Raw genomic sequence first — 14,763 nt, 5'->3', positions numbered from 1 at the left:
AAGAATCGTAGGCCTGTCTTTCGATATCTTTCCTACTCAATTTTTCGTAATCCGTCAATCCGCACAATCCGCGGTCATAATGAATGCACAATTCAGCCGTCTGCCCTTGAATCCGATAGTATGTATTCACATGAATCTTGCGGCAAGAATCATACGGATGAACATACACAAGATATCGCTTATTGCAAAATCCGCGGGTTTTGGTTTCCGATTCCTCAATGATATTTTCGACTGGAATTTCGAAAAAATAAGATTTGTCCATATCTATTTGATCCGTATTTCGCGGCCCGATTCGAGACGCACGCCCTTTTTCAGGCGGTTGAGCTTTTCGAGCGACCGGGTGCGGATGGCATAGGACTGCCCCACGGCATGGGCCGTCTCGCCCTCGCGGCAGATGTGCTGGCGGGCATTGCCGCCCCAACCAGCTTTCTTGCGCTCGATGTAGATCACGTCGCCGGCGGCGGGCTGCACGCGCCGGCTGCGCTTCAGATCGTTGAACTTACGCAAGTTGCCTGCCGAAATGCGGAATTTCTTGCCGATGCTCTCGAACGTGTCGTTCTCTTTAGCCAGGACATAGTGCACGCCGTTGGTCGCATAGACGTTGTAGCCCTCGTGGGCGTTGATCGTCACGCGGAAGTTGTCCGGATCGAAGAGCGTGCCGTGGCCGCTCACGCTGCTCTGCGACGCAAACCACTCGTCGGGATCGCTCTTGCCGCGCACGCCCGAGACATAGAGCCGTTCGCCGTCGGGCTGGTCGAGCAGGTAGAGCTTGTGGCTCTCGATGAGCCGCACCAGGCGCTGCGCATAGTCGGGCGCCGTGGCATAGCCGGCCGCCTTCAGACCCCGCGCCCAACTCTTATAGTCGGTCGCCGAATAGGCGAAAAGCGAATCGTAGCGAGGCTGCGTATCGAGGAACACCGCATGGTCGTGGTACGACGCCTCGACCGACTCGTAGGCCCGGAAACATTCGTCCTTGGCGTCATCGTCGTGATAGACTTTCGGCCCCGTCCAGTTGCGCTTGCACTTGATGCCGAAATGGTTGTTGGATTCGAGCGAAAGCCGGCTGTTGCCGCTGTCGGACTCCAGGATGCCCTGGGCCATGGTAATGCTGGCCGGAATGCCATAACGCTCCATCTGGGCCACGGCGATCGACTTGTAGCGGTCGATATATTCTTCGCGCGTCAGCCGGTTCGTGCGGCGGGGCTGCGCCTGAGCAGCTGAAAGAGTCGAAAGCAGGATTCCTGCAACCCATATTGCAGTTCTGGAAAAAATCATTATCTTTGTTTTAAGTTTACCCAACAAAGGTATGATTTTCCTACGAAAATCACAATATTAAAACCTATCGAACTATGTTTACCCAGCATGCGAACGCGATTTTCAACCGTGCGATCGACGATTACCACCGTTGGGACGATGTGGACCGCCCGATCGAAAATCCCTATCAGACAGGCTCGCTCGACTGCCTGCTCTACCACAAGAGCTGGATCGACACGGTGCAATGGCACCTGGAGGACATCATCCGCAATCCCCAGATCGACCCCGCCGAGGCGCTGACGATCAAACGCCGGATCGACAAATCGAATCAAGACCGCACCGACATGGTGGAATACGTCGACTCCTATCTGCTCGACAAATACAAGGATATTGCGCCTGCGCCCGACGCCCGGCTCAACACCGAAACCCCGGCCTGGGCCATCGACCGGCTCTCGATTCTGGCCCTGAAGATCTATCACATGGCCCGCGAGACCGAGCGCACGGACGTCGACGACGCCCACCGCGCCGCCTGCCGGCAGAAGCTCGACGTGCTGCTCATGCAGCAGACCGACTTGTCGCAGGCCATCGAAGAGTTGATCGAAGACATCGAAGCGGGGCGCAAGTTGATGAAGACCTACAAGCAGATGAAGATGTACAACGACCCGGCGCTCAACCCGGTGCTCTATGGCAAAAAGTAAAAAACTGCCGACTCATCTGCTGGTCATCCGCACCTCGGCCATGGGCGATGTGGCGATGCTGCCCCATGCGCTGCGCGCACTGCGCACGGCGTATCCGGAGTTGCGCATTACCGTAGCCACGCCGCGGCTTTTCCGGCCTTTCTTCGAAGGGCTGGACATCGAGTTTCTCGAAGCCGACACCAAGGGGCGCCACCATTCGCTGGTGGGGATGTGGCGGCTGGCCCGCAAGGCGCAGCGCATGGGCATCGACGCTGTGGCCGACGTGCATGGCGTGATCCGTTCCGAGGTGTTCCGCTACATCATGCGCCTGCACGGCATCCCCATCGCCCGCATCCGCAAGGAGCACTCCGAGAAACGCCACTTCATCCGCCAAGGCGGAGCCTGCGCGGCGCCGCTGCGGCATACGATATTGCGCTATTGCGACGTCTTCCGGCGTCTGGGCTTCGAGTTCGACGACCCGGCGCCCTCGGTCGCGGCGGCCGAACGCCCCAATCCGATGGGCGAGAAGCAGGGCCGCTGGATCGGCTTCGCGCCTTTCTCGGCCCAGCAGGGCAAGACCTACCCCGACGACCTGGCCCGCGAAACGGTGCGGATGCTGACCTCGCGCTACGACCGCATCTTCATCCATAGCGGCCCCGGCGCCGAAGCGGAATTCGCCGCCGAAATGGAACGCCGCTACCCCAATGTCACGGCGCTCTACGGCAAAATGGGGCTGGCCGACGAAATGAACCTGATCGCCCACCTGGACTGCGTGGTGTCGATGGATTCGCTCGTCATGCACCTCGCAGCGCTCGTAGCCGCACCCGTAGTCTCGGTGTGGGGCGCCACCCATCCCGGACTGGGATTCCTGGGCTGGGGCTGCGACCCGCAGCATGCGTTGCAGGCCGACATGCCGTGCCGCCCCTGCTCGACCTACGGAGCCAAGCCCTGCCGCTACGGCGACTACCGCTGTCTGCGCGCCATCTCGCCCCGCATGATCGTAGAGGAAGTGGAAAAAACGATAAACGGCTGACGAAGGCTTCGAAACCGCCCGTCAACCGTTTTTTCGGACAACGAACCGTCATCCTACGGGTTCCTTGCCGGTTATACCGATACTCCGAAGTCGCGCAACGCATCGTTGAGCGACGTTTTTTTGTCGGTCGACTCCTTGCGGCGGCCGATGACCAAGGCACACGTCACGCTGTATTCGCCCGCCGGGAACTGCTTGCGGTAGCTCCCCGGCACCACCACCGAACGAGGCGGCACATAACCTTTGTAGGTTACCGGCTCCGGCCCCGTGACATCGACGATGTGCGTCGAACCGGTAATTACCGTGTTCGAACCCAACACCGCCTCGCGGCAGACGTGCGCGCCCTCGACTACGATCGAGCGCGAGCCGATGAAACAATTGTCCTCGATGATGACCGGCGCCGCCTGCACCGGCTCCAACACGCCGCCGATGCCCACGCCGCCCGACAGATGGACGTGCTTGCCGATCTGGGCGCACGAACCCACCGTGGCCCACGTGTCGACCATCGTCCCCGTATCGACATAGGCCCCGATATTCACGTAGGAAGGCATCAGAATCGCTCCCGGAGCGATGTAGGCGCCGTAGCGCGCCACGGCATGGGGCACGACCCGCACGCCCAACGCCTCGTAATCGCGCTTGAGTTCCATCTTGTCGAACCACTCCAGTTCGCCCGCCCGCATCTTGCGCATGGGCTGGATCGGGAAGTAGAGGATCACGGCCTTTTTGACCCATTCATTAACCTGCCATTCGCTCTTTTCCGCGTCGACCGGTTCGGCGCAGCGCAATTCGCCCTTGTCCACCAACTCCACCACACGGCGTATGGCTTCCTGCGTCTGTGCGTCGTCCTTGAGCAGGGCGCGGTCTTCCCACGCCCGTTCGATCAGTTGCTTGAGTTCGTTATACACCATAGAATATTATAAGTTCTCTATGAATTCGGGAGCATCCCGGGCCTGCAACGCCTGTCCCGACACCTGCCCGGTTCGACATCGCACGCCGAAACCCCGTATTCTCGCCCAAAATTACGTTTTTTTTCTTAACTTTGTCTCAAATTACGCAAATACCCTGACCATGACCTCTATTGTACGTGCGGCCGCGCTCCTGGCGGGCGGTGCCGCGATGCTCGCAACCAGTTGCACACAGATGAAAACGATCAAGCACCTGCCCTACCCCGACACCGAGCGCGGGGAGACGGTCGACAACTATTTCGGCACCGCCGTGGCCGACCCCTACCGCTGGCTGGAGGACGACGCCTCGGAAGCCACGGCAGCCTGGGTCAAGGCCGAGAACACCGTGACGGACGACTACCTGGCGCAGATTCCGTTCCGCGAGGCCATCCGCCAACGGCTTACCGAATTGTGGAACTACCCCAAGCAGGGCATCCCCGCCAAACACGGCGACGCCTGGTACTGGTTTTACAACAACGGACTTCAGAACCAGTCGGTGCTCTACTGCGCCGATACGCCCGACGGCAATGGCCGCGTCTTCCTCGACCCCAACGCCTTGTCCGACGACGGCACGGTGGCCCTCTCGGGAGTCTCGTTCTCCGAGGACGGCAAATATTGCGCCTATGCTGTGGCCGCATCGGGATCGGACTGGGTGGAGATTCGGGTGCTCGACGTTGCATCGGGCCAGCCGACCGGCGACCGCATCGAATGGGTAAAGTTCTCGGGCGCCACATGGTCGCCCGACTCCAAGGGATTCTATTACAGCGCCTACGACGCCCCGAAAGCAGGGGTCTATTCGTCGCAGAACCAGTTCCAGAAAGTCTACTACCACGCCCTCGGTACGCCGCAGTCGGCCGACAAGCTCGTCTACAACGACGCGGCCCATCCGCTGCGCTACTTCTCGGCCTGGCCCAGCGACGACGGCAAGTGGGTCTTCGTGATCGCTTCGGAGGGCACCTCGGGCACCGAAATCCTCTGCCGCCGCACGAATGAAAAAAAGTTCCGCACCCTGCTGCCCGGCTTCGAGGCCGACTATGAAATCGTCGACTGCCGCGACAACAAGTTCTACTACACCACCAACGACGGCGCGTCGAACCGCCGCCTGCTGAAACTCGACCTCGACCGTCCCGGCAAACCCGAGGTCGTCATTCCCGAAAAGGAGTGTCTCCTGGAAGGCGTCTCGACGGGCGGCGACTGCCTTTTCGCCATCTATTTGCAGGACGCCCAGCATAAGGTCGTCCAATATAGCTTCGACGGCAAGCTGATCCGCGAAGTCGAGCTGCCGGCCATCGGTTCGCTCGGCGGCTTCGGAGGCAAGAAAGAGGACACGGAGTTTTACTATGCCCTCTCCAACTACACGTCGCCCGCCACGATCTACCGTTACGACATCGCCACGGGCGAATCGTCCTTGTTCAAGGCCCCCGAGGTGCGCTTCGACCCCGAAATCTTCATTACCGAGCAGGTGTTCTACCCCTCGAAAGACGGCACGCGCGTACCGATGTTCATTACCCGCCGCAAAGACATGAAGCTCGACGGCACCAATCCGTGCATGCTCTATGCCTACGGCGGCTTCCAGATCAACCTCACGCCCGGGTTCAACCCCTCGGCGCTGATGTTCGTCGAACAGGGCGGCATCTACTGCGTAGCCAACCTGCGCGGCGGCTCGGAGTACGGCGAAGCATGGCACAAGGCCGGCATGCTGGCCAACAAACAGAATGTCTTCGACGACTTCATCGCAGCGGCCGAATACCTCGTTGCAGAGAAGTACACTTCGTCCGACAAGCTGGCCATCCACGGCGGCTCGAACGGCGGCCTGCTGGTCGGCGCCTGCGAGGTGCAGCGCCCCGATCTCTATGCCGTCTGTCTGCCGGCCGTGGGCGTGATGGACATGCTCCGCTACCACAAGTTCACCATCGGCTGGGGCTGGGCCGTGGAATACGGTTCGTCGGACAACGAAGAACAATTCTCATATATTTACAAGTATTCCCCCTTGCACAATATAAAGGAGGGCGTGACCTACCCCGCCACACTCGTGATGACGGCCGACCACGACGACCGTGTGGTGCCAGCCCACTCGTTCAAATTCGCAGCCGAATTGCAGCACTGCCAGGCGGGCGAAGCCCCCGTGCTGATCCGCATCGAATCCAACGCGGGTCACGGTGCAGGCAAACCCACCTCCAAGCGCATCGACGAAGCTACGGACATGTATGCGTTCACGTTCCAAAACATCGGCGTAGCGTATAAACCCTGCAAATAGTCTCACACGACCGCTTGTTCACATGAAAGTCTATAAGTTCGGAGGAGCCTCGGTGCGGCATGCCGACGGCGTGCGCAATCTGCTGAAAATCATCGGCGACGAGCGCGATCTGTTCATCATCGTCTCGGCCATGGGCAAGACGACCAACGCCTTGGAGCGGGTCTTCGCCGGCGTGCAGCGCGCCGACCGGGAGAAGATCGCCGAGGAGATCGCCGCCCTGCGCACCTACCACGCCGCGATCATCGACGACCTCTGGCACGGCCCTACATCGCTGCCGCGGGTCGATGCGCTGTTCGCCGAGCTGGAACAGACGACCTCGACGGAGAGCTACCGCCCCGAAGATGCTGAACTATGGTACGACCGCATCGTGGCATTCGGCGAGTTGATCTCGACCACCATCATTTCTGAATACCTGGCCTATGCCGGGGTGCCCAACCGCTGGATCGACATGCGCCGGGCGCTCGTTACCGAGCAGCGCCACAAAGATGCCGAAGTCGACCTCAACGCCTCGGCACCGCGCCTGCGGGCCGAAGTGGAGGGGTGCAAGGAGCGGATTTTCGTGGGTCAGGGCTTCATCGGCGGTGCCCCCGACGGAACGACGACGACCCTCGGACGCGAGGGTTCGGACTACTCGGCAGCCGTGGCGGCGAACATCCTCGACGCCGAATCGATGGCCGTGTGGAAAGACGTCGACGGCGTGCTGAACGCCGATCCCAAGATCTTCCCCGATGCCGTGCAGATCGCCGAACTCAACTACCTGGACACCATCGAACTGGCATACAGCGGCGCGCAGATCATCCATCCGCGGACGATCAAGCCCCTGCAAAACAAGAATATACCGCTCTACGTGCGGCCTTTCGGCGACAAGCGCAAGCCCGGCACCGTGATCCGCGGCATGTCGGCGCCGGTCGACGTGCCGATACTGATTCTGAAGAAAGACCAGGTGCTGCTGACGATCCGCTCGCGCGACTTCTCGTTCGTTCTGGAGGAAAAGTTCGCCGCGATTTTCGCCCTGCTGGAGCTGTTCCGCGTAAAAGCCAACCTGATCCACAATTCGGCCGTCAACCTGAGTCTTTGCGTGGACGACTCGTGGCATATCGACGAAGCGGTCGCTGCACTGCGTGCGGAAGGTTTCGACGTGATGAAGATCGAACGGATGGAACTGCTTACCGTGCGCGGATATACCGAGGAACTATGGCGGCGTCATGCCTGCGGCCCGCAGGTCTTCATCCGCCAAGCGACCCAATCGACCGTGAGGATCGTACGGAAAGCCGAAATCCGGCAATAGGATTTTTCAAGTGACCGAAAAATAAAAAGGAGGAACGAATAATGACAACGTTCCTCCTTAATTTATATATACCGCAATCAGAAACGGAGAGGGGAATTCAGAGACTTCGAGGGTTCGAAACTTATATAGTTTTGATTTGCAAGATTTTAATACTCCTTGATCTTCGTTTTTCGGTTTTTCGGCCCGCCCTTATCACATTTCATGAGCCTTGAACTTCCGCAGGATCGTCCAGAAGGTGTCGTCACGGATTTCTCCCTGGCGCTTCATGTCCACGATCGTGCGGGCGATGTAGCGTTGGATGTCGCGTTGCAGGCGTTTGTAAAGCGTACAGCGCGTGTAGTTTTCGTTGTCCAGCAACACATCGCGGATCGAGCGCAGCGAGTTGGTGTAGTTCGACATTTCGTTGCGCAGCGCCACGCCCTGTTTGGTCGAGGAGGCGATTTTGGCAATCGACAGCTGGCGCAGTTTCTCGCACACGGAGTTGAGCAGCACCATGACCACGTTGTCCATCAACGTGTGCCCGTGCATAAAAAGATAGGTCGTCTCGGGCGTCAGCCCGCGTGCCCGAAGTTGTTCTTCGAACGCTTTCATCGGCTCGATCATCTTCGGATTGCGCTCCCGCAGCAGGCGTTCGCGCTTCTCCACATTGCGGGCCAGCCAAGCGAGGGTCTTCGCCCCGTTGTCGGCGATGTCCAGATAGCCCAGACGCACGGCCGACTTGAAATCGATCAACGGGAAAACATGCTCCGAAGCCAACTGCGCCGAATAGGCATACCACACGAAAAGCGGATAGATCGTCGTCGAATAATCGCGCATGAAAGCCACGAAATCGAAGATGCGCGTGTCGTTTTTCGTAGCCTTGACGCACACGTTATGCAGCGACGGCGCATAGCAGAGGTAGTTTTCCGTGGCATAAGCATAGGTGTGGAACATGTGCCGCGCCGAATTGACCGTCTGCGACTGCTCGGTACACCCGGCGAAAAGATAGTCGAAGTCCGAGTCGACGCACAACAGCAGGTCGTCGCCCGACTCGGGGATCATGTTCAGCAGCACCTTCTTGCCCTTGGGCAGATCGTCGCGGTTGGGCACCGAAATCTCGAACCGCAGATAGGGATTGCGGAAATGGTCGAAGATGCCGCGCCAGAAAGCTACGTCCTCATATCCCTCGACGAAGACCCGCACCAGCCGCTGCGACGGATCGGCCGGCAGCGGCTGCGGAAGCGGCTCGTCCGCTCCCGGACGTGCGACGAATGTTTTTTTGCGCAGTTTGTTCATAACCAACCCCATGCCTTGAGATACCGGCGTTACCCTCTCGTAGGGCCTTGCTTCTATTTCACACGGCCTTCTTTTCCGTAAAGATAAATATTTTCGTACTTTTGCACAAAATAACGGCGCCCTTTCGACGTTCGATACCTACCTTTCGAACAGGAACCAAGAAGAAAAAGCGCGTTTTTCACTTTGTTTACTGAATAAAATGGCGGACAACGACTGGAAATCCCGGCTCGGAACGGTCTACTCGACCGATCCCGACTTCGCATACACCACCCGGCAGGACGAAGAACCGGAGACCCTCGCGCCCGCCGCGCAGGATTTGCGCGTGTGGCTCGACCGCAAACAGCGGGCCGGCAAGGTCGCCACGCTCGTGCGCGGATTCGTGGGGCGCAACGACGACTTGCAGGAACTGGCACGATTGCTGAAAACCCGATGCGGCGTCGGCGGTGCAGCCAAGGAGGGCGAAATCATCATCCAGGGCGATCACCGCGACCGCGTGATCGACATTCTTATCCGCAGCGGCTACCGCTGCAAAAAAGCCGGCGGCTGATTTTGAAAAAACTCCTGCGCATACTCTTCGCCGGCTGCGCCATACTGACAACGCAGTCGCTTCAGGCCCAGTATTACACCTGGGGTTCCGATCCTGCGAACCTCCGGTGGTCGACCATCCGCACGCCCGACGTGCGGATGATCTATCCCGACACGGTATCCGACCTCGCGGCCCGCACGCTTTTCTACATCCGCACCGTGCAGCCCGATATCGGCTACGGATTCCGTCACGGCCCGATGCGCATCCCGTTCGTCATGCACCCCGAGAATTTCCGGTCGAACGGTCTGGTCATGTACCTGCCCAAACGCGTCGAATTCCTCTCTTCGCCTTCGATCGAAAGTTATTCGATGCCCTGGTACAAACAACTGGCGGCCCACGAATACCGCCATGCCGTGCAGTACAACAACTTGAACCGGGGTGTCATCCGTGCGTTGAGTTACATCCTCGGCCAGCAGGGGTCGACCATCGGCCTGCTCTGCATACCCATCTGGGTCATGGAGGGCGACGCCGTGATGTCCGAAACGGCCATGTCGTCGTTCGGCCGCGGACTGCAACCCTCATTCTCGATGGCCTACCGCGCCCTGGACAACATCGGCCGCGACCGCCGCAACCTCGACCGCTGGTTCTGCGGCTCGTACCTCAGCCATGTGCCCGACCACTACGAACTGGGCTACCAAATCTGCTCCTACGCCTACGAAAAATACGACGAAAACATCTGGGACAAGGTGGCTTGGTACAGCGCCCGCAATCCCTACGTGCTGATGACCACCCATGTGGCCTTGAAGAAATTCTACAAAACCGACGTCTCGCAGCTTTTACGCGAAACGTTCGACGACCTGCACGCCTACTGGGCCGCCCTGCCGAAGACGGAGGACAGCGCCGCACCCCTGTGCCGGCTTCCCGAACGGAACTACACCGTCTACCGCTGGCCGCTGGCGCTGCCCGACGGGCATATTCTTGCCGTGAAAACCGACTACGACCGCCCGGCGCGGTTCGTCGAGATCGACCCTGCGACGGAACAGGAACGGCTCGTGGCCTACGTCGGCAGCCTCTCGACCCGACCGTCGCTTGGCGACGGAATCGTCTGGTGGACGGAATACCGGCGGTCGAAACTCTTCGAACAGCGGGTCAATTCGCAACTCTGCTGCATGCGGCTCGACGACGAACGCCCCCGCACCATATCGGGCGAGCGGCGGGCGCTCTATCCGACCGCAGCAGGCGACCGGCTGGGGTGGGTCGAATACGATTACAGCGGGCGCTATACAATCGTCGTACAGGAAGCCGACGCTTCCCGCCGGCGCTTCGCCGCCCCCGACCGGTCGGAAATCCACGGCCTGGCCTGGGACGACGCGAACGACGCTTGGTATGCACTGGTCACGGACGACAGCGGCATGTGGATCGGACATGTCGACGAAACCGGGGTGCAGCCGGTAACCCGGGGCGCCTACATCAGCCTTTCGAACCTGCGGGCGGGCGGCGGAAAACTCTACTACGGCTCGATCGCCTCGGGCAAGGACGAAATCCACTGCTACGACCTCACGACCCGGTGCGAATACCGCATCACGACTTCCGCCTACGGCTCGTTCGACCCGGCGCCGGCCGGCGAGGCCATATTGGCCACGACCTACGACCGGCGGGGCTACCGAGTCGCGGCACAACCTGTGGCCGACAGCGCGCTGATCCCCGTGCGCCCCGCCCCGCTGCCGGCCAATGTCGTCAACCCGCCGCGCAAACGCTGGCCTGTGGTGAACCTCGACACGGTGCGCTTCACGGCGGCCGATTCGGTGCAGCAAGCCCGCGAATTCCGCACGCGGCGCTACCGCAAAGCCCCCAATCTGGTCAATGTCCACAGCTGGATGCCGCTGGCGTTCGACCCCTTTGCGGCGGTCGACGAGCATGTCATCGACGTGAACATCGGCGCCACGCTCCTGTCGCAGAACCTGCTGTCGAATACCGAAGCGTTCGTCTCCTATGGCTGGAACCGACGCGAAGGTTCGGTCTTCCGGCTCGGAGCGCGCTATTTCGGACTGGGCGTCCGTTTCGACCTCGACGCGGCCTATGGCGGCAATCAAGTTTTCTATTCGCTGAGCCAGTACAACGAAGCGACCGGCTCCTACGAATACCAAAAACGGCCCGCCGCAGACAAATACTATTCCGTGGGCCTGTCGGCCACGCTGCCGCTCTACTTCCAGTGCGGCTACCACACGCGGCAGCTCTCGATCTCGACCGGCTGGAACTACTCCAACGGCATGGTGGCCAACCTGGGGCGCATCGAGTGGAAAGACCACAACATAACCAACCTGGAGCACATCGGGTTCCACGAGGGGCTGCACAAACTCTCTTTCGGCGCGGCCTTTTCCGACCGGGTGCAGCTGGCCCACCGCGACTTCGCGCCCCGCTGGGGCTACACGCTCAGCGCCGGCTACACATTCAACCCGTCGGACCGTTACTTCAGCGATCTGATTTCGGCCTACGCCCAATGCTACCTCCCGGGCTTCGCACCCCACCACTCCATCAGGCTGGCCGCAAACTACCAGACTTCGATCGGCGGCTACAAATTCCCCTCGGGCTATGCTCCCCTGAGCTACCGTTCGACCCGCCTGATCCCGCGCGGCTACACCTCGGCCGACATCCTGGCCAACAACTACATGGCGGCGGCCCTCGACTATCAACTGCCCGTCTGGTATCCCGAAGGCGGCATCGGATCGCTGATCTACTTCAAGCGGATCCGGCTCAACGTCGGGGGCGACTACGCCGAGTTCCGCGACTACCGGCCGGGGCGCAGCCTGTCGGACGGACGCATGATCCGGCGCCGCATCTGGTCGGCGGGCGGCGACCTGATTTTCGACGTCAATCTTTTCCGTCAACCCGACTCGGCCACGTCGAGCGTCAAACTCTCGTTCTACCACCCCTCCAACGGCGGGCTGTGGTTTACCGCCTCGGTCGGGCTGCCGTTTTAAAAACGACCGCCGACAGCGACTCCCTTGCAGGACTATCGGTTTTTTTAGGCCCCGATTTTTAATTGTTAACTCGATTTTCCCTATCTTCGCATCAAATATTCGTCGCTATGGCATACAAGAAACATCGGGATGTCAGTCCCAAAACCATACGCTGGATCTGGACGATCGCCTTCGCGCCGTTCGCCCTGCTGGCCGTCCTGCTCATACTGACCGCACTGGGCGTCTTCGGGCGCATGCCCTCGTTCGAGGAGCTGGAGAATCCGCGCAGCAACCTGGCCACGGAAATCTATTCGGAGGACGGCAAGACCATCGGGTCGTTCTTCGTGCAGAACCGTTCCTACGTGCAATACGCCGACCTCTTTCCCGACGACCCGGCGCAGCACATCGTCCTGGGCGACCGCAAGGTACCGCCCATCATCGCGGCGCTCATATCGACCGAAGACATCCGGTTCCGCAACCACTCGGGCATCGACATCCCCTCGCTGGCCCGCGTGGCCGTAAAAACCGTGGCGCTGCAAAACTTCTCGCAAGGCGGCGGCTCGACCATCACCCAGCAGCTGGCCAAAAATCTCTTTCCCCGCGACACGGCTCACAACCGCAGCCGCGTGGCCCGCACGGCCAAACTCATATCGTCCAAGCTCAAGGAGTGGATCACAGCCCTGAAACTCGAATACAACTACACCAAGGACGAGATCGCCGCCATGTACCTCAACACCGTGGAATACGGCTCCAACGCTTTCGGCATCAAGTCGGCGGCCCACACGTTCTTCAACAAGGAGCCGCACGAACTGAACGTGCAGGAAGCAGCCATGCTGGTGGGTGTAGTCAACGCCCCGACGTTCTATTCGCCCGTGCGCAACCCGAAACGGGCCTTGGCGCGCCGCAACCTCGTGCTCTCGCGCATGAAGGCGGCCGGCGCTTTGACTCGCGGGCAATACGACTCGATCGCCGCGCTGCCCATCGTACTGAATTACAAACCCGTGTCGCACAACGACGGCACGGCGACCTACTTCCGCGAAATGCTGCGTCTGGTAATGAACGCCTCGCGGCCGCGCCGCAACCAGTTCTACAACCAGTGGGACTACGAACAGGCCATCAAGGAGTATGACGAAAATCCTATCTATGGCTGGTGCCACAAGAACCGCAAGGCCGACGGCACGCCCTACAACATCTACCGCGACGGACTGAAGATCTATACGACCATCAACTCCACCATGCAGCGCTACGCCGAGCAAGCGGTACAAAAACAGCTTGAAACCGTGATCCAGCCGCAGATGGACGCCCAGTACAAACGTACGCGGACGCTCTTCGTCGATGCCACGCGCGAGGAGCGCGAACGCATCATGCGCCACGCCGTGCGTTACTCGGATCGCTACCGCGAGATGAAGAACGCCGGAGCCAGCCAGCGCGAAATCGCAGCGGCTTTCGACCGGCCCTGCTCGATGAAGGTCTTCACGTTCAAAGGGGAGCGCGACACGCTCATGACGCCGCGCGACTCGATCCTCCACCACAAGCGCATCATGCGCGCCGCGTTCGTGGCGCTCGACCCCCGCACCGGATTCGTCAAAGCCTATGTCGGCGGGCCGAGTTTCCGCTACTTCAAATACGACATGGCCAAACAAGGCAAGCGCCAGATCGGTTCGACCATCAAACCTTTCGTCTACACTTTCGCCATCGGCCACCTGGGTCTCAACCCCTGCACGCCGGTACCCAACCTCCCCGTGACGATCGAAACGGCCAACGGCACGGCCTGGTCGCCCAAGGAAGCGGGCAAGGTCGAGCAAGCCGGCGAGCTGCATCCGCTTTCGTGGGGCCTGGCACGCAGCCGCAACAACTATTCGGCCTGGATCATGAAACAAGCCAAGGAACCCGCCGCCGTGGCTGACTTCATCCATAACATGGGTATCCGCAGCTACATCGACCCCGTGCCGGCCTTGTGTCTGGGCACCTCCGAGTCGAACGTCTTCGAACTGGCGAGCGCCTTCGCCACCTTCGCCAACCAAGGCGTGCACAACGACCCCATCTTCGTGACACGCATCGAGGATCGCCAGGGCAACCTCATCGCCTCGTTCATCCCCCAGTCGCAGGACGCCATCAACGAACGCACCGCCTACACGATGCTTTCGATGCTGCGCGGCGTGGTGCTGGGCGGTACGGCAGCCCGTCTGAAATGGGAATACGGATTCAACGACGTGGAGATCGGCGGCAAGACCGGCACCTCGAACAAGAACCGCGACGCCTGGTTCGTGGGCGTGGCACCGCGCATCGTAGCCGGTGCCTGGGTCGGCGGCGAGGATCAGTCGGTGCACCTGCTCGCACGCGGCGAAGGCAGCGTGGTGGCGCTGCCCATCGTGGGCGACTTCCTGCGGCAGGTCTACAACGACGGCACGCTGGGCATCTCGCGGCTCGACACCTTCGCCCGTCCGGGCTTGATGCCGCGCTACGATTGCAGCTGGGTAAAGGAAGACGAGGAACAATTCGAAATCGAGGAGAAAGTGGAAGACGAACAATTTTTCGACTGACGCAAACTG

The 14,763-nt window shown here is 60.4% G+C and carries 10 protein-coding genes; 7 read left to right on the top strand and 3 right to left on the bottom strand.

The window, feature by feature from the left end; translation table 11 throughout:
- Positions 1–264 precede the first annotated feature (264 nt).
- Positions 265–1,275, bottom strand: coding sequence for a glucosaminidase domain-containing protein (locus tag QZ298_RS06040; RefSeq protein WP_296006716.1), 1,011 nt, complete (start codon positions 1,273–1,275; stop codon positions 265–267).
- Positions 1,276–1,349: 74 nt separating this feature from the next.
- Here QZ298_RS06040 and QZ298_RS06035 point away from each other — a divergent pair, with 74 nt between their 5' ends.
- Positions 1,350–1,952 (top strand): DUF4254 domain-containing protein, encoded by a 603-nt coding sequence (locus tag QZ298_RS06035; protein ID WP_296006713.1) that lies wholly within the window; start codon positions 1,350–1,352, stop codon positions 1,950–1,952.
- Positions 1,939–2,964: a glycosyltransferase family 9 protein gene (locus QZ298_RS06030; RefSeq protein WP_296006710.1), complete on the top strand. Its 1,026-nt coding sequence runs from the start codon at positions 1,939–1,941 to the stop codon at positions 2,962–2,964. The genes QZ298_RS06035 and QZ298_RS06030 overlap by 14 nt, the downstream gene beginning before the upstream one ends.
- Positions 2,965–3,035: 71 nt before the next feature.
- Here QZ298_RS06030 and QZ298_RS06025 read toward each other — a convergent pair whose 3' ends face one another.
- Positions 3,036–3,866, bottom strand: a complete 831-nt coding sequence (locus QZ298_RS06025; RefSeq protein WP_296007120.1) for a 2,3,4,5-tetrahydropyridine-2,6-dicarboxylate N-succinyltransferase — start codon at positions 3,864–3,866, stop codon at positions 3,036–3,038.
- Between the two features lie 163 nt (positions 3,867–4,029).
- On the opposite strand from QZ298_RS06025, the gene QZ298_RS06020 reads away from it, so the two are divergent.
- The gene (locus tag QZ298_RS06020; RefSeq protein WP_296006707.1) at positions 4,030–6,162 is read left to right on the top strand and encodes a prolyl oligopeptidase family serine peptidase; all 2,133 of its coding nucleotides are present in this window, start codon (positions 4,030–4,032) and stop codon (positions 6,160–6,162) included.
- A 22-nt stretch (positions 6,163–6,184) separates the two neighbouring features.
- Positions 6,185–7,450, top strand: a complete 1,266-nt coding sequence (locus QZ298_RS06015) for an aspartate kinase (protein ID WP_296006704.1) — start codon at positions 6,185–6,187, stop codon at positions 7,448–7,450.
- 192 nt (positions 7,451–7,642) lie between these two features.
- Here the strand turns inward: QZ298_RS06015 and QZ298_RS06010 are convergent, their stop codons facing one another.
- Complete coding sequence (locus QZ298_RS06010) at positions 7,643–8,725, bottom strand: DUF4435 domain-containing protein (RefSeq protein WP_296006701.1); 1,083 nt, start codon at positions 8,723–8,725, stop codon at positions 7,643–7,645.
- Between the two features lie 199 nt (positions 8,726–8,924).
- Between QZ298_RS06010 and QZ298_RS06005 the strand changes: the two genes are divergently transcribed.
- From QZ298_RS06005 to QZ298_RS05995, 3 genes are all read left to right on the top strand, one after another.
- On the top strand, positions 8,925–9,272 hold the full coding sequence (locus tag QZ298_RS06005; RefSeq protein WP_296006699.1) for a translation initiation factor: 348 nt from the start codon (positions 8,925–8,927) through the stop codon (positions 9,270–9,272).
- 2 nt (positions 9,273–9,274) lie between these two features.
- Positions 9,275–12,232 (top strand): hypothetical protein, encoded by a 2,958-nt coding sequence (locus QZ298_RS06000; RefSeq protein ID WP_296006696.1) that lies wholly within the window; start codon positions 9,275–9,277, stop codon positions 12,230–12,232.
- A gap of 107 nt (positions 12,233–12,339) precedes the next feature.
- On the top strand, positions 12,340–14,754 hold the full coding sequence (locus QZ298_RS05995) for a transglycosylase domain-containing protein (protein ID WP_296006694.1): 2,415 nt from the start codon (positions 12,340–12,342) through the stop codon (positions 14,752–14,754).
- The last annotated feature ends 9 nt before the right edge of the window (positions 14,755–14,763 follow it).

Source organism: uncultured Alistipes sp. (assembly GCF_910580175.1).
In the GTDB taxonomy this organism is placed as follows: Bacteria; Bacteroidota; Bacteroidia; order Bacteroidales; family Rikenellaceae; genus Alistipes.
This window is presented reverse-complemented; position numbering and strand designations above follow the sequence as displayed.